The sequence below is a fragment of the Candidatus Neomicrothrix sp. genome (genome assembly GCF_035329545.1).
Classification (GTDB): Bacteria; Actinomycetota; Acidimicrobiia; order Acidimicrobiales; family Microtrichaceae; genus Microthrix; species Microthrix subdominans.
Window position 1 is genome coordinate 96,327 of the sequence record NZ_DAOLGP010000004.1, and the last position, 20,180, is coordinate 116,506.

General features: G+C 68.3%; 20 protein-coding genes and 1 pseudogene. 8 read left to right on the plus strand and 13 right to left on the minus strand.

The features are described 5' to 3' along the window. Positions 1-22 precede the first annotated feature (22 nt). The 6 genes and pseudogenes from PKD89_RS03765 to ftsY all read right to left on the minus strand — a co-directional run bounded on the left by PKD89_RS03765 (position 23) and on the right by ftsY (position 5,165). Positions 23-271 (minus strand): KH domain-containing protein, encoded by a 249-nt coding sequence (locus tag PKD89_RS03765; RefSeq protein ID WP_289011596.1) that lies wholly within the window; start codon positions 269-271, stop codon positions 23-25. 119 nt (positions 272-390) lie between these two features. Further along, positions 391-624 (minus strand): annotated as a pseudogene (gene rpsP, locus PKD89_RS03770) (30S ribosomal protein S16); the annotation flags it as partial. 193 nt (positions 625-817) lie between these two features. Beyond that, positions 818-2,314, minus strand: a complete 1,497-nt coding sequence (gene ffh / locus PKD89_RS03775; protein WP_289011593.1) for a signal recognition particle protein — start codon at positions 2,312-2,314, stop codon at positions 818-820. 158 nt (positions 2,315-2,472) lie between these two features. Next, a complete protein-coding gene (locus tag PKD89_RS03780) occupies positions 2,473-3,102 on the minus strand; it encodes a methyltransferase family protein (RefSeq protein WP_289011591.1) in 630 nt (209 codons plus the stop codon). Positions 3,103-3,199: 97 nt separating this feature from the next. Continuing rightward, positions 3,200-4,027, minus strand: a complete 828-nt coding sequence (locus tag PKD89_RS03785; protein ID WP_289011589.1) for a PIG-L deacetylase family protein — start codon at positions 4,025-4,027, stop codon at positions 3,200-3,202. Continuing rightward, the gene (ftsY, locus tag PKD89_RS03790; RefSeq protein WP_289011587.1) at positions 4,008-5,165 is read right to left on the minus strand and encodes a signal recognition particle-docking protein FtsY; all 1,158 of its coding nucleotides are present in this window, start codon (positions 5,163-5,165) and stop codon (positions 4,008-4,010) included. The genes PKD89_RS03785 and ftsY overlap by 20 nt, the downstream gene beginning before the upstream one ends. 186 nt (positions 5,166-5,351) lie before the next feature. Here ftsY and PKD89_RS03795 point away from each other — a divergent pair, with 186 nt between their 5' ends. From PKD89_RS03795 to PKD89_RS03805, 3 genes are read left to right on the plus strand one after another with little or no spacing between them, the layout of a single operon-like run. Continuing rightward, positions 5,352-6,566: an AAA family ATPase gene (locus PKD89_RS03795; protein WP_289011585.1), complete on the plus strand. Its 1,215-nt coding sequence runs from the start codon at positions 5,352-5,354 to the stop codon at positions 6,564-6,566. An 8-nt stretch (positions 6,567-6,574) separates the two neighbouring features. Further along, positions 6,575-7,546: a DUF58 domain-containing protein gene (locus PKD89_RS03800; RefSeq protein ID WP_289011583.1), complete on the plus strand. Its 972-nt coding sequence runs from the start codon at positions 6,575-6,577 to the stop codon at positions 7,544-7,546. A 44-nt stretch (positions 7,547-7,590) separates the two neighbouring features. Then, positions 7,591-8,565 carry a VWA domain-containing protein gene (locus PKD89_RS03805; RefSeq protein ID WP_289011581.1) on the plus strand — a complete coding sequence of 325 codons (975 nt, stop codon included), beginning with the start codon at positions 7,591-7,593 and terminating at the stop codon, positions 8,563-8,565. A gap of 7 nt (positions 8,566-8,572) precedes the next feature. On the opposite strand, the gene PKD89_RS03810 is transcribed toward PKD89_RS03805, so the two are convergent. From PKD89_RS03810 to PKD89_RS03820, 3 genes are all read right to left on the minus strand, one after another. Then, on the minus strand, positions 8,573-11,761 hold the full coding sequence (locus tag PKD89_RS03810) for a glycosyltransferase family 2 protein (RefSeq protein ID WP_289011579.1): 3,189 nt from the start codon (positions 11,759-11,761) through the stop codon (positions 8,573-8,575). A 79-nt stretch (positions 11,762-11,840) separates the two neighbouring features. Next, positions 11,841-12,173, minus strand: coding sequence for a hypothetical protein (locus PKD89_RS03815; RefSeq protein ID WP_287374287.1), 333 nt, complete (start codon positions 12,171-12,173; stop codon positions 11,841-11,843). Positions 12,174-12,191: 18 nt separating this feature from the next. Then, positions 12,192-12,815: a hypothetical protein gene (locus PKD89_RS03820; RefSeq protein WP_289011577.1), complete on the minus strand. Its 624-nt coding sequence runs from the start codon at positions 12,813-12,815 to the stop codon at positions 12,192-12,194. Positions 12,816-12,832: 17 nt separating this feature from the next. On the opposite strand from PKD89_RS03820, the gene PKD89_RS03825 reads away from it, so the two are divergent. Genes PKD89_RS03825 through PKD89_RS03835 form a run of 3 tightly spaced genes read left to right on the plus strand, consistent with a single transcriptional unit; the run spans position 12,833 to position 15,680 of the window. Further along, on the plus strand, positions 12,833-13,423 hold the full coding sequence (locus tag PKD89_RS03825; RefSeq protein ID WP_289011575.1) for a GNAT family N-acetyltransferase: 591 nt from the start codon (positions 12,833-12,835) through the stop codon (positions 13,421-13,423). Beyond that, entirely contained in the window at positions 13,420-14,025 is a 606-nt protein-coding gene (locus PKD89_RS03830) for a DJ-1/PfpI family protein (protein WP_289011573.1), read from the plus strand. Before PKD89_RS03825 ends, PKD89_RS03830 begins: the two co-directional genes overlap by 4 nt. An 11-nt stretch (positions 14,026-14,036) precedes the next feature. After that, entirely contained in the window at positions 14,037-15,680 is a 1,644-nt protein-coding gene (locus PKD89_RS03835; RefSeq protein ID WP_287374291.1) for a glycosyltransferase family 39 protein, read from the plus strand. Between the two features lie 31 nt (positions 15,681-15,711). On the opposite strand, the gene PKD89_RS03840 is transcribed toward PKD89_RS03835, so the two are convergent. After that, positions 15,712-16,083, minus strand: a complete 372-nt coding sequence (locus PKD89_RS03840) for an HNH endonuclease (protein ID WP_289011566.1) — start codon at positions 16,081-16,083, stop codon at positions 15,712-15,714. Positions 16,084-16,307: 224 nt separating this feature from the next. Between PKD89_RS03840 and PKD89_RS03845 the strand changes: the two genes are divergently transcribed. After that, positions 16,308-17,531, plus strand: a complete 1,224-nt coding sequence (locus PKD89_RS03845; protein WP_289011565.1) for a hypothetical protein — start codon at positions 16,308-16,310, stop codon at positions 17,529-17,531. A 34-nt stretch (positions 17,532-17,565) separates the two neighbouring features. On the opposite strand, the gene PKD89_RS03850 is transcribed toward PKD89_RS03845, so the two are convergent. Further along, positions 17,566-17,952 (minus strand): Lrp/AsnC family transcriptional regulator, encoded by a 387-nt coding sequence (locus tag PKD89_RS03850; RefSeq protein WP_289011564.1) that lies wholly within the window; start codon positions 17,950-17,952, stop codon positions 17,566-17,568. A 134-nt stretch (positions 17,953-18,086) separates the two neighbouring features. On the opposite strand from PKD89_RS03850, the gene PKD89_RS03855 reads away from it, so the two are divergent. Then, positions 18,087-18,806 carry a hypothetical protein gene (locus PKD89_RS03855; protein ID WP_289011563.1) on the plus strand — a complete coding sequence of 240 codons (720 nt, stop codon included), beginning with the start codon at positions 18,087-18,089 and terminating at the stop codon, positions 18,804-18,806. Between the two features lie 46 nt (positions 18,807-18,852). Here PKD89_RS03855 and PKD89_RS03860 read toward each other — a convergent pair whose 3' ends face one another. Together PKD89_RS03860 and ypfJ are read right to left on the minus strand one after the other, a co-directional pair. Next, complete coding sequence (locus PKD89_RS03860) at positions 18,853-19,185, minus strand: hypothetical protein (protein WP_289011562.1); 333 nt, start codon at positions 19,183-19,185, stop codon at positions 18,853-18,855. A 19-nt stretch (positions 19,186-19,204) separates the two neighbouring features. Beyond that, positions 19,205-20,167, minus strand: a complete 963-nt coding sequence (gene ypfJ, locus PKD89_RS03865; RefSeq protein ID WP_287392676.1) for a KPN_02809 family neutral zinc metallopeptidase — start codon at positions 20,165-20,167, stop codon at positions 19,205-19,207. Positions 20,168-20,180 lie beyond the last annotated feature (13 nt).

Genomic DNA, 20,180 nt, shown 5'->3' on the forward strand with positions numbered 1-20,180 from the left:
GGGGCGGGGGCTGCGGCGTCGGTCAGGAGTCGAACTCCACGTCCACCTGGGAATCATCCAGGTGAGCGGCGGCGCGAACGACGGTGCGGAAGGCGTTGGCCACGCGACCGCGCTTGCCGATCACCCGGCCGAGGTCGCCTTGGGCGACCGTGACGTCGATCTGTGGGGTGTCCCCATCGGTGTTGATCGCAACCGACACTGCGTCGGGCTCGTCGGCCAGCGACTTGGCGAGGTATTCGGCCACCTCGGAGGCGCGGGTGAGGTCGCTCACGCGTCGCTCCCGTCGGCCACGGCGCTGACCGGCTCGGAGGTCGGCTCCGGCGCTGCGGTCGGTTCGGGCACCTCAAACATCTCGGGCGCGTCGGCCCCGGTGGTGTGGGCGGCCCAGGCGCCGCTCAACTCGAGCAGCTTCTTCACTCGCTCGGAGGGCTGGGCACCGTTCTTGAGCCACTTGAGAGCGGCGGTGTTGTCGACCTTGATCGCCGAAGGCTCCGCCCGCGGGTTGTAGGTGCCGATGATCTCGATGAATCGGCCATCGCGGGGGGAGCGTCGATCAGCAGCGACGATGCGGTAGGTCGGCTGCTTCTTCTTGCCCACCCGGGTGAGGCGGAGGCGTACGGCCACGGTTGAACTTCCTGACGTTGACGTTGTTGAGAAGGGTGTAACAGTTCTTGCGGTGTCACGGTTCTTGCGGGGGCACCGTTGTTGACGCGGAGCGACCGTCCATTCTTGCCGCTGGTCGATGCCGGAACAACTCAGCCTCCCGACCGGGGCCAATTCAGCGGCGATCGACGGGCGGTGGACGCCCGAGGTGATCTCAGCCGAGCCCGGGGAAACCCTCCGGCAGTCCGCCGCCAACCGGATTGCCGCGCTCGTCGAGCTGGGGCAGCTGAAACGCGCCTGCGGGGATCTTGGGAGCGTTGGAACCCTTGGGCGTCGTGCGGCCACCACTCTTCTTGCGCACCTTCTTCTTGTTCTTCTTCATCTTGCGGGCCTTCTGTTTGGAGAACCCGTCACCCATCGACTGCATCATCTTGCGCATCTCGCCGAACTGGCTGAGCAGCTGGCTGACCTCGCCGGGCGAGGTTCCCGACCCCTTGGCGATGCGGGCCCGGCGCGACCCGTCGACGATGTCGGGTTCGTTGCGCTCCGCCCGGTTCATCGAGTGGATGATCGCCTCGACGCGGGCCAGGTGCGAGTCCTCCAGCTCGACATCGCGGATCTCCTTGGGCATGCCGGGCATCATCCCGACCAGGTTTTGCAGCGGGCCCATCTTCTTGATCGCCGCCAGCTGGTCGAGGAAGTCGTCCAGCGTGAAGGTGCCGGCCATCATCCGCTCGGCGGCGACCTCGGCCTCTTCGGTCTCGTAGACCGCCTCGGCCTTCTCGATCAGGGTGAGCATGTCGCCCATGCCGAGGATGCGTCCGGCCAGGCGGTCGGGGTGGAACAGCTCGAAGTCGTCGAGCTTTTCGCCGGTCGACGCAAAGGCGATCGGCCGGCCGACCACCTCCTTCACCGACAGGGCGGCGCCGCCGCGCGCGTCGCCGTCCAGCTTGGTGAGGATGACGCCGTCCAGCTCGAGGGTCTGGTGGAACGACTCGGCGACGCCGACGGCATCCTGACCGGTCATGGCGTCGACGACGAGGAACGTGTAGTCCGGGCTGACCTCGTCGGAAATCCGGCGAACCTGGCCCATCAGCTCGGCGTCGATGGCCAGCCGACCGGCGGTGTCGACGATCATCACGTCGCGGCCGGTGCGGCGGGCCTCGGCCAGCGCGCCGGCGGCGACTGCGACCGGGTCGCCGACGCCCGAGGCGACCACATCGTCGGGGGCGGAGTACACCGGCACGTCCACCTGGGCGGCCAGCGTCCGCAGCTGGGCGACGGCGGCGGGCCGCTGCAGGTCGGCACCGACCAGCATCGGGTTGCGACCCTGGGCCTTGAACCAGCGGGCCAACTTGGCCGAGTTGGTCGTCTTGCCCGAGCCCTGAAGGCCGGCCATCAGCACGACGGTCGGCGGCTTGGAGGCGAAGCTGATGCGGATCGCTTCACCGCCGAGCGTGGCGGTCAGCTCCTCGTTGACGATCTTGACGACCTGCTGAGCGGGGTTGAGCGCCCCGGACAGCTCCTCGCCCACCGCCCGCTCGCGGATGCGGCCCTGCAACGTCTTGACGACGGACAGGTTGACGTCGGCTTCCAGCAGCGCCAGGCGGATTTCTCGCAGCACCTCGTCGACGTCGGCCTCGGAGAGCTTCCCCTTGCCGCGCAGCTTGGTGAAGATGCCTTCAAAACGGTCGGTCAGTGATTCGAACATGGGGGGACGATCCTAATGGGGGTGCGACGGTGACGAGCCACGGCGGCATGACGGTTGTGGGAATGCAGGTGGTGCCGCAGCGTCCGAAATCGGGGCGTGGGGTGGGCGAAGTGACGCTCCGAACACAAGACCTGGAAGCTTCAACTCGAGAGAGAGGATCACGTCGTCCGACTCGACTGGACGTACTGGACAGGTCGTCGGGAGGTGTTCGTCGATGGGGTCGACCACGTAACCGAGCGTCGGTCCAACCAGCGGGGCACCGACCTGCAGTAGCGCTCGAACTCATCCCCGAACTCCGCAGCCAAGGCATCCTCCTCGACGCGGATCTGGGAGCGGTCGATCGCCAAGACAAACGCAGCCGCAGGCAGCACCGCGACGGCAGATCGCCGCAGGATCGCATTCGCAATCAGCAGGCCGGCCATTCCGACGTACATCGGATTCCTCGTCAACCTGTTCGGGCCCCGGATCACGAGCGACCTGGCCCCAGCAACATCAACAGGATTGACGCTCGTGCGCTGTCGACGGAACTCCTGAACGCTCCCTGCGAGAAGCCATCCGGAAGCCAACGAGACAACCGCTGCTACCACAGCGGAAGCCGGCCTCACCGCACGGTGGCGAGCGATGAGATGCTGGCCGGTCGCCAGACCCGCAACCAGCAGTGCCGGGGGAACACGGAGTTGGCTCACTTCTTCCCTCCAAACGACAACCCACTTCGGAACCCCACGATAGAAGTCGGTCGCAACCTTGGCTACGTCCCTTCCAAGGAGACGTTCGAGGATGCTGATCACTGCGGTCGGTAGACGACGGAGCGGTGATCGATGCGGTGGACCGGCTGGCTTGAGCCGCTGCGAGCCGTCCCAGCCCATCTCCGACCCGAAGCGGCGCCTACCAGCCCGAGCGGGCGGTCGGCAGCGCGTCGAGCACCGACCTGGGGCCCCGACGCCGGTACCACTCCAGCCCGTACACATCGCCGAACTGTGCCCTTGCCAGACGCATGGCCGAGGAGTGCGCCGGCACCTGACTGGAGTGCGCAGCCATCGCCGCCCGCTTCAGCGCCAGGTGGGCCGACACGTCGACGGTGAGGTCGATCTCGACGCTCGGCGTGCCCAACGCTGCGGTCACCAGGCCTAAGTCAGAGCTGCGGTGGGCCTCCTCGACCAAGTGACTCTCGACGAAGTGGAGGTACTCCCGGTCGACCGTCGCCTCGTACACGGTGGAGCAGCCGACCAGCGTGGCCGCCGCGTGGGCCACCCGGCACACCGCCACGTGGTCGGGGTGACCGTAGATACCGGTTTCGTCGTAGCCGACGACGCAGGTCGCCTCGACTTCGACGAGCACCTCGCCCAGCCGCTGGGCCGCAGCGGCCACGTTCTGGTGGGCGAACCCCTCGGGGCCGGAGCCGACCGCCGAGGATTCATGAGACGGCCGGTCACTGCCCCCGGACGCCATGCCGCTGTCGGCAAAGCCCAACCAGCGGACGTCGGTGACGCCGAGCGCCCCGGCGGCCCATTCGGCCTCCGTCCGCCGGATCGATGCCAGTTGGGGGTCGTCGCCACCCAGCTCGCCGGCGGTGGCGAACACCAGCGTGACCCCGATACCGGCCTGGGCGAGGGCCACCATGGTGCCGCCGGTGAAGATCGCCTCGTCATCGGGATGGGCGTGCAGGAAGACCGCCTGGCCCGCGCCTTGGGCGTCAGGCCTCGAAAAGGGCATCGACGAAGGCGTCGGCGTCGAAATCGATCAAATCGTCGGCGCCCTCGCCCAACCCGACCAGCTTCACCGGGATGCCCAGGTCGGAGGCGATGGCGAACACGATGCCACCCTTGGCCGAGCCGTCGAGCTTGGTCAGCACCACGCCGGTCACCTCGACGGCCTCGGTGAACATGCGGGCCTGGTTAAGCCCGTTCTGTCCGGTGGTGGCGTCGAGCACCAACAGCACCTCGACCACCGAGCCCTCGCCCTTGTCGGCCACCCGCCGCACCTTGGACAGCTCGTCCATCAGGTTGGACTTGGTGTGCAGGCGACCCGCGGTGTCGGCCAACACCACGTCGATGTTCTGGGCGGCGGCCTTGGCCACGCCGTCGAAGATCACCGACGACGGGTCGGCGCCCTCGGCTCCCCGCACCAGTTCGGCGCCGCAGCGGTCGGCCCACATGCCCAACTGCTCGGCGGCCGCAGCGCGGAACGTGTCGCCGGCGGCCATCAGGACCGAGGTGTCATCGTCGATCAGGCGGCGTCCCACCTTGCCGATCGTCGTCGTCTTGCCGACGCCGTTCACCCCGACGAACAGCCAGATGCTGGGCGGCTCGTCCGCTCGTGCGAGCCCGACCGGTGCGGCGAGCCGCGCCTTCATCTCGTCCTTGATCGCCTCGATCAGTTGGATGGGCTCGGTGATCTCCCGCTCCTTGACCGTTGCGCGCACCGAGTCCAACAGCTCCTGGGTGGGACCAACACCCACATCGGCGCGGATCAACGCCTCCTCGAGCTCGTCCCAGGTCTCGTCGTCGATGGTGGACCGGGACAGGATCGAGCCCACATAGCCGGTGAACGCCGACCGTGCCCGACCCAAACGGTCGCGAAACGACGGCCGGACGGGTTCCGGAGGGGCCGTGACCTCGGGTGGAGCCTCCGCCTCGGGTGGAGCCTCCGCCTCGGGCGGAGCCAGATCCTCCGGAGGCGCCCTGTCTTCTGGAGGAGCTGCAACCAGCGTGTCGCCAGGCGGCCGTTCCTCCTCGGGGGTGCCGATCTCGGGTGTCGCGTCCCTCGCTTTGGGCCCGACGAAGGCAAACGCCACCGCAGCGGCGACGGCCACGAGGAAGACGACGAGCAGTATCCATTCGAGGAGATCCACGGCCCGACACTACCGCCGCCGCCTTGACAGCTTCCCGCCGGTTGCGCCGGTCGCTCGCGCCGCAGCGGAGGCCCGTCTGAGAACCGGCCCAGCACGGCTACGACCTGCACGTCGAAGCGCTGCGGGCCCCGTACGCTTGAGCTGCGCCACACCCTCGTCAGAACCGCCAAGCGATCAGGAGCACCGGTGGACCAACACACCCCCAACGACTGGACGGCCCCCTCGGGTCCACCGCTGGTCGGTTCGATCTCCCCCGAGCCGCCCAGTTTCACCGAGCCTCCCAGCTTCACCGAGCCGCCACGCTTCGACGCGCCGGAGCGGTCGACCCCCACCGGCACCCCGGCCGCTGCACCGAAGGGGACCGGCCAGGCCACCGCCCAGGCGGAGACCCTCGAACGTGTGCTGTTCGAGATCAAAAAGGTCATCGTCGGCCAGGACCGGGCGATCGAGCGCCTGCTGGTGTGTTTGATCTCCGGTGGCCACTGCCTGCTCGAGTCGGTGCCGGGCCTGGCGAAGACCATGTCGGCCGAGACGCTTGCCAAAGCGGTCGGGGGCACGTTCTCGCGCATTCAGTTCACACCCGACCTGTTGCCCTCCGACATCACCGGCACGCGGATCTACCGGGCGAGCTCGGAGACCTTCGACGTCGAGCTCGGGCCGGTGTTCGCCAACTTCCTGCTCGCCGACGAGATCAACCGGGCGCCGGCCAAGGTGCAGTCGGCCCTGCTCGAAGTGATGGCCGAGCACCAGGTGAGCCTCGGCGGCAAGACGCACACGCTGCCCGACCCGTTCCTCGTGCTCGCCACCCAGAACCCGATCGAGTCCGAGGGCGTGTACCCCCTGCCCGAGGCCCAGCGGGACCGGTTCATGATGAAGGTGGTCCTGGGCTACCCCTCCCCCGGCGAGGAGGTGGCGATCGTCGAGCGCATGGGTCGCACGCCTCCCAAGGCCAGCCAGGTGATCTCGCCCGACGCGGTGCTGGAGCTGCAGGCGGCCGCCCGCGACCTCTACATCGACCGCAGCGTGGTCGAGTACGCCGTCAACCTGGTGCTCGCCACGCGGGCACCGGAGAACTTCGGCCTGGGCGACCTGCGCCCGCTGGTCGAGTTCGGGGCCAGCCCCCGGGCCAGCCTGGCCCTGGTCAAGGCCAGCCGTTCATTGGCGCTGCTGCGAGGCCGGTCCTACGTGCTTCCCCAGGACGTGTTCGACGTGGCGCCGGAGATCCTGCGTCACCGGTTGGTGCTGACCTACGAGGCGCTGGCCCAGGACATCGACACCGAGGCGGTCGTCACCCGCATTCTCACCACGGTGCCCGCCCCCCGGGTGGCGCCATCGCAGTCCAACGGCCACGGCGACGCCTACCACGGCACGACCACCGACGCCGTCGCCTGGCCGGCCTGAGCGGCGCCATGGCCCGGAGTTCCCAACGTCCGTCAGCGACCGGCCCCGACCGGGCAGCGCCTGGCCACTCGCCGGCCGCCGGCACCCAGGAGGTGCTGCGGCGACTGGAGCTCAACGTCAACCGACGTCTCGATGGCATCCTCCACGGTGAGTACCGCGGATTGGTTCCCGGGCACGGCTCCGAGCCGGGCGAGACCCGCATCTATGCGCCCGGGGACGACACCCGACGCATCGACTGGAACGTCACCGCCCGCATGCAGACGCCCCACATCCGCGAGGCGGTCGCCGACCGCGAGCTGGAAGCGTGGCTGTGCGTCGACCTCTCCCCCAGCCTCGACTTTGGCACCCACACCTGGGAAAAGCGGGACCTGGCGCTGGCCACCGCCGCCGGGATCGGCTGCCTCACCGCACGCTCGGGCAACCGGATCGGTGCGGTGTTGAACCTGGGATCCGAGCTGTCGGTCATCCCGGCCAAGCAGGGCCGTCGCCACCTCCAGGCCATCCTGGGGCGCATCCAGTCGGCGCCTCGCGCCGCCCGCGGGCAGATCGGGCTGGGCGAAACCCTCGACCGGCTCGGCCGGGTGGCACGTCGCCGAGGTCTGGCCGCCGTGATCTCCGACTTTCTCGATCCGTCCGAGCAGTGGCGCCAACCGCTGGCCGCCCTCGGGCTGCGCCACCAAGTGGTCGCCGCCGAGGTGATCGACCCGCGTGAGCTCGACCTCCCGCCGCTCGGCTACGTCGAGCTGGTCGACCCGGAAAGTGGACGCACCCGCGAGGTGCACGTCACCAAGGCGGTGCGTGCCCGCTTCGCCGAGGCAGCCCAGGAACAACGCCGGGAGATCGGCCTGACCATCCGCAACGCCGGAGCCGACCACCTGATCGTGCGCACCGACGGCGACTGGCTATTGGAGCTGGTCCGTTTCGTGGCCAAACGACGGCATCGGGCCGCCAACCTGGGTGCAGCCCGGGTCGCCCCGTGAGTTGTGATGATGCAACCACTTGAACTTGTGAGGAGTTCCCAAACGTGAGCAACTTCGTGAGCCCCTTGTGGCTCTTGGCCGAGCTGGTCGTGGTGGCGCTCGCCGTCGCCTACGTCGCCTGGTCGCTGTTTGGGCGCCAACGCTTTGCGGTGCGCTTCTCCAACGTCGAGCTGCTCGACAAGGTGGCGCCCAGCCGGGCCGGTTGGCGACGCCACGTCGTGTCCGGCCTGTTCCTCCTCGCCTTGGCGGTGATGGTCGTCGCCGTGGCCCGGCCTCAGACCGAGGTGACCGTGCCCACCGAAAAGGCGACGCTGATGCTGGCGATCGACACGTCGCTGTCGATGGAAGCGACCGACGTCGATCCCAACCGGCTCAAGGCCGCCCAGGACGCAGCGGTCAACTTCATCGACAACCTGCCCGAGAAGTTCAACGTCGGGCTGGTCGAGTTTGCCGGGTCGGCCCAGACGCTCGTGCCGCCGACCACCGATCACACCCGGGTGCAACGCTCGATCAACAAGCTCGAGCTGAGGGAGGGCACGGCGATCGGCGACGCGGTCGACGTCAGCCTGAAAACCATCGCCGATTTCACCGCGGACGCCGAGCTCTCGGGCGACAGTGCCCCGGCGGCGATCATCGTGCTCTCCGACGGCGAAACCACCGTCGGTCGCCCGACTGCGGACGCCATCCCGCTGGCCAAGGAAGCGGGAGTGCCCGTGTGGACCATCTCCTTTGGCACCCCCGACGGCGTCATCACCATGCCGGGAGAATTCGGCGGCGAGCAGGCGATCCCGGTGCCGGTGGCTCCCGAGCCGCTCGAGCAGCTGGCGAAGGACACCGGTGGACAGGCCTATACCGCCGAGTCGGCCAATCAGCTCAACGACGTCTACAAGGAACTCGGCTCCGCGATCGGCGACGAGACCGAGCTGAGCGAGATTGGCTGGCGCTGGACGCTGGCCGGCTTCGCCCTGCTGGTCGTTGCCGGTGGCCTGTCCACCTGGTGGTTCCGACGCATGATCTGAGCCTCGGTCAACTCACCAGCCAGGCGGACAGCAACAGCTCACCCGCCAACTCGTCCAGGTCGTCGCCGTCACAGCCGTCGACCTGAATCGGCTCGATGTAGCCCCGGCCGACCGCCTCCGAGCTCAGGCCGGTCAGGAACAACACCTTCGGGTCAGCAAGCGCTGCGGCGAGCAGCCGGTTCTCCGGCTCGTCGCCAACCAGTTCCGGATCTACGACCGCTCGACGCCCCTCGGCGGTGAGCATCACCGCAGCGCCGGCGTCGTCGGCACGCTCGAGGCAGGCCCGAATCCGGTCGGCGCGCGCAGACCCGTCCCCGGCGGTCGGCCGGGCGACGACGAAGCCGATCGGCTCGCCGACCTTCGGGGTGACGGTGGCGCCATCCTGCAACAGGACGTAGGGGGGATCGCCGTTGGCGGCCAGCCGGTGATCGCCGTAACCGGCCCGAAGCGCCTTGACCCCGCCGACGGTGAGGGTGCCGGCGCCGTGCTCCTCCATGTCCAGCATCAGCGCCGGTTGGAGGCCGCCGGCCGAGATGGGACCGACCGAACGAAAGCGCACCGGGCCCCGATCACCCCAGGCTCCGCGCACGGCGGGGGCCAGGGCTCGGGATCCGCCCAGCCACGGGTCGGCCACCGTCGGCTCGAGGGGCCGCGTGCCCACGAGCGCAGCGCTGCCGGCCAGCACGATCACCGCAACCAGCGCCCCGACCCGTCGACGGTTCCGGGCCTGCCCTGTTTGGCCTTCGGCCTGGCGCCTCACCCGATTGGCCATCATCCGCGACGAGCCCAGCGTCAACAACGCCCCCAGCCAAACGACCGCCCCCGCGATCACGATCCAGCGATTGTTGTTCGGTTTCAGGACGGCAAGCCCCCGCAACCGGCTGGCGAACAGGACGCCGATCAACGCCAACACCACGCCGCACAACAGCACCGTCGCCCCGCTGGTCAGCCGGCGCGCCGCCACCATCGCGTCGGCTCGATCCTCTCCGTCCGGGAGCTTCGTGGCCCGGCGGCCCCGGCGAAGACCGATCACGAACGAGGACAGACCCGCGATCACTGCTCCGGCGCCGACCGCCAAGCCGACGTTGGTCTGGGCATCGCTCCGATCGAAGTACCACACCCCCAGCGGCCGATCCGGCGGGGCCAGCAGAGCGGGGATGGGGCCGAAGACCGACGCCAGCCCGCTCGTCAGCTCGTCGGTTGGACGCTCCACGCCGGCCGCTGCGGTCCCGCCGCTAGCGGCGCTGAACACCTTGGCCATGTTGCCCGTGTCGGAGAACTGATCGATCAGCGGCGGCGCCCACATGGCGACGCCGATGACGACACCCGCGACCGCCCACGGGGCGAACCAGGAAGCACCGTCGCGGCGCGTCCGCCAGATGCCGACCGCGAGCGCTGCGACGAGCAGCGGAATGACCAGCAGCCCGTATCCAACCAGGCTGAGGTGTACCTGGAGCACGTAGGACGACACCGCCACCGCCAACGGAAACAACCGGAGATCGCCGGTGACGACCATGGCGCAGATCAGCACTGCGAAGAGGGCGGGGAGCTGGCCGTGGCTCGAGCTGATCACGGCGACGAGGGCACCGGCCCCCAGCTGCGCCTCGACGACGATGACGATCAGCGCAGCTGCTGCTGCGCCCAACACCCCGAAGCGACGCAGGATCACCCAGACCACGCCGACGGCGGCCGACGCCGATGCGACGGCCGCGAACAACAGCGACCCCAGGTCGCCCCCAAGCCACCCGACCCACGGCGCCTGGGCAAAGAACCGGGCAGGGCCGGGTTGCATGATCATGACGGCGGTCGCGACCGAGCTCTGGCTGCCGACCAGGGGAGTCGGCCCGGCAAACACGTCGCGGCTGCGAAGTGCCAGGTAGGCGGAATCGCCGAACGCGGTGAAGCGGGGCGCCGCTCCGACGAGCCCCTGAATGCGAAGAAACGCAAGAACCACCGGCGCTGTCACGCAGGCGACGAGGAACACAGCGGTCAACCGGGCCACGGGTGAAAGCGACCGGATGAGCACGACCTGGTCATCGGGCCGTGGACCCCTTCGGCGGGAAGCTGGAGCGATCCTCACGTCGTCGATCGCAATGCCCTCGATCGGTACGTGCTCGATCGGTACGTGCTCGATCGGTACGTGCTCGATCGGCATGTGCCCGATCGCTACGTCCTGAAAAGCAGTACCCCCCTCAGCCCTCCCGACATTTCCGGTTTCGAGGTCATCGTCCAGCCGTGCGACCAGGCGTCGGTCGCCGCCCGGCGGCACCTCGCGGCCCGGAGCCGGGCGTCCGCGGCGGGCGTTGCCGTGCGCGATCAGCTCTCCCAACAGCCCGAACGACAACAGCTGCACCGACATGATCGTGAAGAGCACCCCGGCGATGAGCGCCGGACGGGTGCCGATCGTCGCCCCGCTCAACCGATCGATCAGCATCCAGACGAGCAGCCCGCTGCCGACGAGGCCGCTGATCAATCCGATGCCACCGAAGAGGTGAAACGGGCGGCCGGTGTACCGGGTGAGAAACCGCACGGTCAGGAGGTCCAACAGGCCCCGCCAGAACCGGTTGACACCAAACTTGGTCTCGCCGGCGAGACGCTGGCGGTGGGTCACCGGCACCTCCCCCACCGAGAAACCCGACCACGCCGCCAGCACGGGGAGGTAGCGGTGCAGTTCCCCGTGGATGGTCAGGGCGTTGGCGGTCTCGCTTCGCATCACCTTGAACCCGCTGTTCATGTCAGCGGCGTCGATGCCGGTGACCGCGCGGGTCACCCGGTTGTACACCCTGGAGGTCGAACGCTTCACCAGCCGGTCTGCCCGATTGGCCGACCGGCTGCCGGTCACCATGTCCAGGCCGTCGTCGATCGCCGACAGCAGCTTGGGCAGTTCGGCCGGATCGTCCTGGCCGTCGGCGTCCATCAGCACGATTACCTCACCACCCGCCCGTCCCAGCCCGGCGTCGAGAGCCGCCGACTTTCCCAGGTTGGAGCCCAAGCGCACCTGGCGCAGCCCCGGCACTTCGGTTTCCAGGCGGTCGAGCACGGTCCGAGTGGCGTCGGTGGAACCGTCATCGACCACCACTATTTCCCAGGGCAGCCGGAGGCCGTCGAGCACGTCGCGCAGTTCGCTGAGCACGACGGGGAGGTTCACCGCTTCGTTGTAGGCCGGCATCACGACGGAGACGGCCAGCGGGTCCATGCGGGGCAACACTAACGACCGCTGATCGACCTTCGAACCCTCAAGCCGCCGACCAAGGTGTCGGCGGCAGCCGAGGGAATCAACCCGGGAGCAGGTGTTCTGGCACGTCGAGGTCCAGTTCCTCAGCCAGCGCCAGGCCCTTGCGATCCACCTTGACGCCGAGGGTGTCCAGCAGGCGGTTCATCATCTGGAAGGTGCCGACGCAGCCAGCGGCCCGAACGACGGCGTCCCGGCCGCCCAGCGCTGCCAGCGCCGCCCTCGTCGAAGCCATCGTCTCGGGATCCCGACCAATCGCTGCATCGGTGAAGGCCAGAAGCTCCCGTCCCCACCTCAGGTGCGAGTCGGTGTCCGGGTCAACGATCGCTTCCAGCGAGAAGCTGCGGTTGGTTTGGATGGCGCTCGCACGGAGCATGCCGGCATGTGCGAGCAGTCAAAAGAAGCACTCGTTCAGCAACGAGGTGCGTGCGGCCACCAGCTCCATCTGGGTGCGGTGCAACCCTCGCTGCACGTCAAGCTCGCCCATCTCACCTGTTGCCAGATAGAAGGCGGCCTGAAGCTGATGCATGGCCCGGTTCTCGCTGGGCACGGCCGAGAGCGCATTGGTTGGCCAGGCCGGTCCAACGGTCGGCAGCCAACCGCCGTTGCAGGCCGCAGAAGCGTCGACCTCTCCGTGAGGACCGGCCTCCACGTGAGCCCCACTGGGCGGGTCCGGGAGCGGCCATGCATCAACGCCGAGGGCAAAGCAGAACGTATCGATCGCCATGGTTCTCGCGACAACACCCAGCAGTTCGACCAGGTCGAGGGGCCCCACTCCCCGCTCTGACAACGACGCGATCCACTCGGGCCGCACGCCCTGCGCGTTCAGCGCCAGCTGGGCGATGATGTTGGATGTGACCCCGTCGGTGGAGACCGTGGCGCCCATGGCGACCTGGCGGGTCCCGGTTGCGACCGCCTGACGCCGAGACCCGGCGAACAGCGCGCCTGGGCCGCAGATCTGGTTCACCGTTTCGTCGAGGATCAAGGCCTCGGCGGGCGGAACGGAAGGACGGACCATGCTCAACCCTAGGAGAGGTGACACGACCGACCACTCAGGTCGATACCGTCGTCGTCGTGGACGAGCACACCTTCCGCCCGTGGATTGCGGCCGATGTGCCGTTCCTGTGGGACATGTTGCACCTGGCACTGTTCGTTCCCGTCGGGGCCGAACCGCTGCCGCGGTCGGTCCTGGACGAGCCGAAGGTCGCTCACTACCTCCGCAGCTTCGGCGAACGCACCGGGGACGACGCCCAGGTCTGTGAGGGATCGGATGGTCCGGTTGGAGCGGCCTGGTGTCGCAAGCTCGACTCGACCGACCCCGGGTACGGATACGTCGCCGACGAGGTGCCGGAACTGGGCATGGCGATCGTTGGCTCACGGCGAGGTCGGGGCATCGGCCGCCGCCTTCTGGGCGACCTGCTCCAACGCCACCCGGCGATGAGCCTGAGCGTCGACGATGCCAACACCGCCGCAGTCGAGTTGTACCGGTCGTTGGGCTTTCGGCCGGTTGCGAGCGCCGCCGGCTCCACCACCATGGCGCGCACCCAACGGGAGGTTCCATCGGCACTCCTGCTGGAACAGCCTCGGCCGCCCCAGACCAATCCCGACGAACAGGACTCATCATGACCAGCTACGGATTCCTGTTGTTCGATGACGCCGAAGAACTGGACTTTGTCGGACCGTGGGAGGTGATCACCGCGTCGTCGATGCTCCGCGTCCGCGATGGCGCCGACCCGGACACGACGGTGATGATCGCCGAGACCGACAGCCCGGTGAGGTGCGCCAAGGGCATGGTGGTCCTCCCCCATCACTCGATCGACGATCATCCGCCGCTGGACGTGATCGTGGTACCCGGTGGCCAGGGCACGCGGGCCGAGATCGACAACGAGACGCTTCTCGCCTGGCTTGGCAACACCGGCCCATTGGCGACGTGGGTCACCAGCGTGTGCACGGGCTCGCTTTTGTTGGTCGGTGCCGGGCTGGCCACCAACAAGCGGGTGGCCACCCACTGGTCGTTCGAGGGCACCCTGGCCGAGCGGGGCGACTGCACGGTCGTCCGTGACGCCCGCTGGGTGCGCGACGGCAACGTCGTCACCAGCCAAGGCGTCTCGGCGGGCATCGACATGGCGCTGTGGCTGATCGGCCAGATCCACAACCCGGCCCACGCCCGGGCCGTTCAGCGCTACATCGCCTACGAGCCGGCGCCGCCGTACCAGGCCGACGTGTGAACGGATCGGCTTTGAGGGCCACCGCGGTCACCGACCTGCCGGTGGACGCCGGGTGGTCCAATCAGGCTCGTCGGAGGGCGGGGGCGATCGTTGCCTGCCTCCTGTTTCTTATCGCCGCTTCAGGTTCCCTGGTCACAGCCAACCGCACCAACTACAACGATGAAGTCTTGTGGCAAGAGCGGTCTCAACAGTTCGCCACCGGTTTGATCACCGGCGACGCCCGCCTCTTGACCGCTTACAACGTCAACTTCGACACCACATCCGCGAGCATCACGATGCCGGGTATTCCAACGCTGTGGGTTGGCTCCGGGGTCATCATTGCGGAGTGCGCCACATCGGACACGCCAGTGTCACTGGGCGAGTGCGTCAAGCAATCCAGCGGACCGAGCCTGCCGAACGCCCATCGGGCGATGGCATTGTTTGGGGCGGCATCGGTTGCGCTCCTGTGGCTGGTGAGTCGTCGGCTCCTGGGCTCGATGACCGCGTTCCTTGCCTGCCTTCTGGTTGCAACAGAACCGTTCCTGGCAACCCTCCGCACCATGTTCCATACCGACTCGCTGGTGATGTCGTTCTCATTGATCGGTTTCGTGGCCCTCTGCCGAGCGCTCGAGTTGGCAGGCAAGGAACACAACCGGGTCGCGCTGGGTGCTCTGGCCGGTGTCACACTCGCTGGTGCTGCGCTGACCAAACTGTCGGCTGCAGCCGTGGTTCCTGCGCTCGTCGTCTGCGTGACCTGGGCAGCTGTGCGAGTGTGGCTCAAGCAATCCGGCTCCATGAGAACCCGGATCCGGGGACTGCTGAACAGCCATCTCACTGCGGTGCTCGGGGCCTGCCTGGTCGCCGGGCTGATCACGGTTGTGGTGGCCTGGCCTGCCCTTGCCGTGGACCCCACTCGACAGCTCGGAGCCCTCAGGTCCTCAGCGCTCCTGGCGGACGAAGGGCATATCCAGTTCTTCCGAGGGGCCGTGACCAGGTCGCCGCCCTGGTACTACTACCTCTGGGTGCTCGCATACCGCCTGACCCCGTGGTCGTTCCTCGGCCTGCTCGCGATTCCTGGAACGCTCGTCGCTCGGCGAGTCGACTCGAGGTGGCTGCTCTTCGGTGTCTTCAGCGCATCGCAGTTGCTCATCATCGGAGCGTCTGCGAAGAAGTTCGACCGCTACGGCGCAGCCTTGGTTGCAGGGTGCCTGGTTCTGATCGCCATCTCGATCGATCTACTCGTTGGCGACCGGGTCCGCCGCTGGGCTCGGAATCGACCAGCGGCGATCACCGGGGCCGTCTGCACGACGGTCGTGATTGCCCTCTGGGGTCACGTTCTGCTGGTCGCTCCTCGCGACATCACCTACTTCAATCCGTTGGTAGGCGGGCTGAGGTCGGCCTCTGGCCAACTGATGGTGAGTTGGGGCGAGGAACGATTCGTCGCAGACGACTGGCTTGACGACCACTTCGGAGACGGCGGCTACACCCTCTGCAAGGTACGCGTGCTCGGGGTGATCTGCCCGCCTGGGAAGGGCCCTCGCGTTGCGGTCACCTACATCTCCAATACCCAGCGCGGACTGCTGGTGATACCCCCTGAGGAGAAGGACCGCTGGACTCAGATCGGCTCACACCAGATTGACGGCGTTGAGATGGTTCAGTTCTGGCAGGAGCAATAGCGGCGACAGATGTCCGCTCGATGGCTGATGGCTACGGGCTCGCCGTTGGCTCTGGTGCGAACCGCCCGGTGAGCTCCGCTCGGATCTCGTAGTGGCGTGTCAGGAAGGTGGCCTCGTCGAGGCGTTTGCGCCGAAGCCAACCGGTCACCTCGTCGTTACACTTGCTGGCATTGCACGAGCGGCAGGCCGGAACGATGTTGTCCAGCGTGTAGCGCCCGCCCCGCGACAGGGCCAGCAGGCAGTCTTTCTGCATGGGCACGCCGGTGGCCCCGCAATAGGCACATCCGCCCCAGGCCGCCTGAACCGCGTCCCAGTGTTCGTCGGTGAGGTCATGTTCGACCCGATCCATGCGCCGTTTGCGCTTGCGGGACGCCCTGGCCCGGCGGCTGCGGTTCACTGCCATGGCCGACGACGGTAGGCGACCTGCGGGCCTACCTGGGCGATCCTCCTCGTCCGCACCGAAAGACGGGGTGAACGGCCGACCGGCGAGCTTTGGGATGATGACGGGTCACCCCCCGGCCCTTAATCGTCCCAAAGCGACCGAGCGACGGCTCAAAGACGTGGATGAGTGCCAGGAAGCCGAGGGAGCGGTGGGGTCGGTCCGTCGGGAGGGCCACAATAGGTGCTGTGAGTGAGACGGAGCGCACCAAACCGAAGGCAGCACCGAACCGCGTTGCCCAGGCTCAAGCACAACTGCGCCCGACGGTGGTGCTGGTCGCGCTGTTCCTGGTCGCCGCTGCGGTCGCCGGCGCCGTGCCCCACTCGACCGGATCGTGGTTGCCGTTGCACCTGGCCCTGGCCGGAGCGCTCCTTGTGGCGATCTCGGGCGTGACGCAGTTCCTCGGGGTCACCTGGGGAGCCGCTCCTGCACCCCGGTCGATCCTGGTGAGCTTTCAACGGGTCCTGATCGCAGCCGGGGTCGTCCTGGTGGCGATCGGACGCGAGGTGCCAATCGATGCTCTCACCGGGTTGGGCGGGACGCTGGTGCTCGCCGGGCTTGTGCTGCTCATCGTCATCCTGGTCGGCATCGGCCGGAGCGCCATCCAACGGAGGCTTCGTCCGGCGATCGTCGCCTATGTCACCGGCGCCGGGCTGGGAGCGGTCGGCGTGACCCTTGGGGCGGTGCTGGGCTCGGGCGGTGGCGGTGGGTACTACGGCCAACTGCGCGACGTGCATGCGACGATCAACCTGCTCGGCCTGTCCGGGCTGGTGATCGCCGGCACCCTGCCGTTCTTCGTCGCTACCCAGGCCAAGACGAAGCCGTCGCCCCGGGCCACCCAGCAGGCTCAGTTCGGCGTGCAGGCAACGATGGCAACGGGGCTGACGCTGGCGGTGATCGGTTCGTTGGGCGAATGGCCTGTGGTGACGACGGTCGGCCTGGCCACCTATGCGCTGACGCTGCTCGTCCTCGCATCGCTGCTGCCGGACTTGGGCGCCAAGCAGTTCCGGTGGGCCGGACCCCGGCTGATCCAAGCAGGAGCGTCGATCGCGTGGTGGGTCGGTGCCGTCGCACTGGCAGCGGTTCACGCCGCCAACGGCCATCCACCCTTCTCGGGGGCGGTGATCCCCGCGCTTGCCCTCGGCGCCTACGTGCAGCTGCTGGTGGCGTCGTTGTCCTATCTCGGACCGGTGTTGGTGGGCGGGGGTCACCGGCGCCTGACGGCGAACTTTGCCCTCACCCGCTCCTGGGTGGGGTTGATCGCCGGCAACGTCGCCGCTATCGCCGCCGTCGCCGGGTTGGGAAGTCCGCTCTATGTCGGCGCAATCGCCGCCTGGACGCTCGACGGCGCGGTGCGGGCCGGGCTGCTGATCGCCTCCCGGGTGCGCCCGGCTCCAACCCCCGCTGCCTGAGCCAAGCGCTGCACCGGGCGTTGCCCGGAGGTGATCAGCCGGGCTGATTCTCCAGCTCCACCGTGTGCAGCAGGATCCGGGTGGATGTCTCGGCCAGAAACGAGTGACCCCAGTTGCGCACGATGTCGTCCAGCCGAGGCACCCCCGCCACCGCCATCAGGATCAGGTAGTCGAACGGGCCGGTGACGTGGGCTGCGAGGTCGACCTCATCGAGGGTGGCCAGGCCGGCCTCAAAGCCCTCGTGATCGCCGTCGGCCGGCAAGCGAACGTCGATCGCAGCCCGCAGTGTGCGCCCGATCGTCTCCGGGTCGATCACCGCCGAGTAACCGGCGATCACCCCTGCGCGCTCCAGCCGCTTCACCCGATCGGCGGTGGCGCTGGCGCCCAGGGCCACCTCCATGCCCCGATCGCGGTATGACATCCCTCCCGCTCGGCGGGGAAGTCCAACAAGAGCACGGGCAATATCGTCTAACTCCACGTTTTCCACGGTCATACATTCGTTCTAGCCGCTGTTGACCCCGATCGCCACGGGGTCGTTGTGGTCAGACTGCGGTCATGAACGGATTGATCGTGGGATTCACCAGTTCCCTCCCCTTGTTGTTGATCGTCGGCCCTGTCTCGCTGATGGTGCTCGACACCGGCCTGACCACCGGCGTGCGAGGCGGCTGGCCGGCGCCGTTGGGCGTCGCCGGCGTCGACCTGGCCTACGCCTCGGCCACCGCCGCCGCCGGGCTGGGCCTGCAGCGGCTGCTCAACGAGCATCAGCAGGCCCTGGGATGGGGCGGAGGTCTGGCGCTGATGGTCCTGGCCGCTTACCTGCTCATCCACGCCCGCTCCCAGCGGGGCGGCGCCGACAGCGTCGGGCCAACCGATTCGGCACCGGCACCGGCGCCGGTGCCGGTGCCGGTGCCGGTGCCGGTGCCGGTGGGCTCATCCGGACCACTCCCGACACCTTCGGCGAGCGCCGCCGGACGAGCGGATGCGCCTCGCCCAGCCCCCGTCGGGCTGGCCGCCCGGTTCGCGGCGTTGTGCGCCATCAACCCGCTGACGTTGGTGGCGTTTGCCACGCTGGCGATGAGCGCCGGCGCCGCGCTGGGCCCCGGGTGGGTCCTCGGCATCGTGTCGGCATCCGTGCTGGTCCACGGCGGTTTCCTAGTGCTCGGCGACGCCCTCGGCCGGGTGCTCACCCCGCAGCTCATCCACCGTGGGCGGATGCTGGGCTGTCTCGGCGTGGCGGTACTCGGCATCCACACGTTGCTCGGGGTTGCCGTGTAGGAAGTTCGGCGGCCACTCGGCACGCAAACGCAGAGTTCGAACGGCGTTAACCGACGGGTTCTTCGACCTCGATGCTCGGCAGAGGGACGCCCGGACGATAGAAGGTGTACAGCTCCTCCATGATCGCCTTGGCGACGTCCGCGTCCGTTCCAAAGGCCATCTCGACGGTGACCATGCCCCCGAGGATGTGGATCGACTCGAGGCCGCGCACCTGCTCAAAGAGCCGTCGGGCGAGGAGGTCGGGCGGCCGATGGCCGGAGATCGGCGAGTCGGGAAGGTACACCTCGTGACCGGTACCCGTCAGCGTGCGGTTGAGCTCGTAACGAACCACACCCGGGCGACTGGAATTCTTCTGCGTAACGACGACCGGCTGACCCATGGACCGAGATCGTACCGGCTCAGGGGCGTTCCACCCCAAAGGTGTCGCAGCGCTCGGCCGCCCCGCTGTCGAAGCCCACCCGGAACCACCTCACCCGTTGCTCGGAGCTGCCGTGGTTCCAGGACTCCGGGTCGATGCGACCGGTCGCCTGCTCCTGGATGCGATCGTCGCCCACGGCCGCCGCCGCGCCGAGGCCCTCCTCGATGTCGCCGGGTTCCAGCCCGCGCTCCGAGGAGTCGTCTTGGTAGACGTTGCGGGCCCACACACCGGCCAGGCAATCCGCCTGGAGTTCCAACCGGATCGAGAGGGCGTTGGCCTCGTCGGGGTGCTTCCGGCTGAGCCGCTGCACTTCGTCGGAGGTACCGACGAGGTTCTGAACGTGATGACCAACCTCATGGGCGACCACGTAGGCCTGAGCAAAATCACCCGGGGCACCGAAACGGCTGGACAGCTCGTCGAAGAAGGTCTCGTCGATGTACACCTCGGAGTCCGCCGGGCAATAGAACGGACCCATCGCTGAGGACGCCCGGCCGCAACCGCTGTCGACCGAACCCCGAAACAGGTTGAGCTTGGCGTCCTCGTAGTTTCGACCGCCGTCGGCAAACTGCTTCGTCCACGTGCGCTGCACGTCGTTGAACACCCACACCACGAAACGTCCGGCCTCATCGGTCGGCGGGACATCGTCAACCCGTCCACCCTGCCCGGATGCCTGCGGCACCGAACCCGGAAGGTCCAAACCGTCGACATTGAAGGGCAGCCCCTCCCCGCCCCCTCCCAGCCGGGGCAGCACGAACACCACCGCCAAGGCAATCACCAGGCCGAGGATGCCGCCGCCCTTGCCGATGGGCAGGCCACCCGACCCGCCGCGGCCGCCGCCACCACCGGGGAACGGAAACCGCAGGCCGCCACCCGAGCGGGGGCCATCGGCCCGCCGATCGTCGACGTTGGTCATGTCCGGCGAGGCCTCTTCGTCCCACTTCACGCCGTCACGCTAC

What these genes read in the sequence shown, in the direction of transcription:
- PKD89_RS03820 (WP_289011577.1), bottom strand. Translation starts at nt 12,815, where the DNA reads ATGGTCCGTCCTTCCGTTCCGCCCGCCGAGGCCTTGATCCTCGACGAA.
- PKD89_RS03800 (WP_289011583.1), top strand. Translation starts at nt 6,575, where the DNA reads ATGGCCCGGAGTTCCCAACGTCCGTCAGCGACCGGCCCCGACCGGGCA.
- PKD89_RS03855 (WP_289011563.1), top strand. Translation starts at nt 18,087, where the DNA reads ATGAACGGATTGATCGTGGGATTCACCAGTTCCCTCCCCTTGTTGTTG.
- ffh (WP_289011593.1), bottom strand. Translation starts at nt 2,314, where the DNA reads ATGTTCGAATCACTGACCGACCGTTTTGAAGGCATCTTCACCAAGCTG.
- PKD89_RS03815 (WP_287374287.1), bottom strand. Translation starts at nt 12,173, where the DNA reads ATGCTCCGTGCGAGCGCCATCCAAACCAACCGCAGCTTCTCGCTGGAA.
- PKD89_RS03785 (WP_289011589.1), bottom strand. Translation starts at nt 4,027, where the DNA reads ATGCCCTTTTCGAGGCCTGACGCCCAAGGCGCGGGCCAGGCGGTCTTC.
- PKD89_RS03840 (WP_289011566.1), bottom strand. Translation starts at nt 16,083, where the DNA reads ATGGCAGTGAACCGCAGCCGCCGGGCCAGGGCGTCCCGCAAGCGCAAA.
- PKD89_RS03860 (WP_289011562.1), bottom strand. Translation starts at nt 19,185, where the DNA reads ATGGGTCAGCCGGTCGTCGTTACGCAGAAGAATTCCAGTCGCCCGGGT.
- PKD89_RS03810 (WP_289011579.1), bottom strand. Translation starts at nt 11,761, where the DNA reads ATGGACCCGCTGGCCGTCTCCGTCGTGATGCCGGCCTACAACGAAGCG.
- PKD89_RS03850 (WP_289011564.1), bottom strand. Translation starts at nt 17,952, where the DNA reads ATGTCATACCGCGATCGGGGCATGGAGGTGGCCCTGGGCGCCAGCGCC.
- PKD89_RS03830 (WP_289011573.1), top strand. Translation starts at nt 13,420, where the DNA reads ATGACCAGCTACGGATTCCTGTTGTTCGATGACGCCGAAGAACTGGAC.